This window comes from Inquilinus limosus MP06 (genome assembly GCF_000767795.1).
Taxonomy (GTDB): Bacteria; Pseudomonadota; Alphaproteobacteria; order DSM-16000; family Inquilinaceae; genus Inquilinus; species Inquilinus limosus_E.
On sequence record NZ_JANX01001041.1, the window covers coordinates 1 to 1,041 of the forward strand.

Annotated in this window: 1 protein-coding gene; it reads left to right on the forward strand. The window is 73.3% G+C overall.

Going from position 1 to position 1,041, the window contains the following annotated elements; translation table 11 throughout:
• Window positions 1-141 precede the first annotated feature (141 nt).
• The coding region (gene selB, locus P409_RS35035; protein WP_034849629.1) for a selenocysteine-specific translation elongation factor at window positions 142-1,041 on the forward strand (900 nt) is incomplete at its 3' end.

Genomic DNA, 1,041 nt, shown 5'->3' on the forward strand with positions numbered 1-1,041 from the left:
GTACTGGTTTACAACAGTCTGGGCCGGCTCGAACCGAGAGAACCCCCTCCCCCTACCCCCCTCCCGCAAGGGGAGGGGGGACAAAAATGGGAGGGGCTCGGTCGATTTCGAGATGACCTCCCACCTGCCGGAGGCGACGCCGTGATCATCGGCACCGCCGGCCATATCGACCACGGCAAGACCGCGCTGGTGCGGGCGCTGACCGGCGTCGACACCGACCGGCTGAAGGAGGAGAAGGCCCGCGGCATCACCATCGACCTCGGCTTCGCCTACCAGCCGATCGCGGATGGCGAGGTGCTGGGCTTCATCGACGTGCCGGGCCATGAGCGGCTGGTGCACACCATGCTGGCCGGCGCCTCCGGCATCGACTTCGCGCTGCTGGTGGTGGCGGCGGATGACGGGGTGATGCCGCAGACCCGCGAGCATCTGGCGATCATCGACCTGCTCGGCATCTCCCGGGGCGTCGTCGCCCTGACCAAGGCCGACCTCGCATCCCCCGACCGACGGGCGGCGGTGGCAGCGGAGATCAACGCCGCCCTGGCCGGCACCGCCCTGGCCGGAGCCGACATCCTGCCGGTGTCGGCGGTGACCGGCGAAGGCGTCGCCGAGCTCAGCGAGCGGCTGGCGCTGGAGGCGATGGACTTCGCCGGGCGCGAGGCGGCGGGCCGGTTCCGGCTGGCGGTCGACCGGTCCTTCACCCTGCGCGGCGCCGGCACCGTGGTCACCGGCACCGTGCTGTCGGGGTCGGTCGCGGTCGGCGACCACCTGCTGGCCAGCCCGTCCGGCCTGCCGGTGCGGGTGCGGTCGATCCATGCCCAGAACCGCCCGGCCGAGCGCGGCCGTGCCGGCGAGCGCTGCGCCCTGAACCTGACCGGCGACCGGGTGACGCGCGAGGCCTTCTCCCGCGGCGACGTGATCCTCGCCCCCGCCCTGCACGCCCCGACCGACCGGATCGACGCGACGCTGCGGGTGCTGCCGGGCGAGCGCAGGCCGATCGGCCAGTGGTTCCCGGTGCGCTTCCACACCGCCGCGGCCGAGACC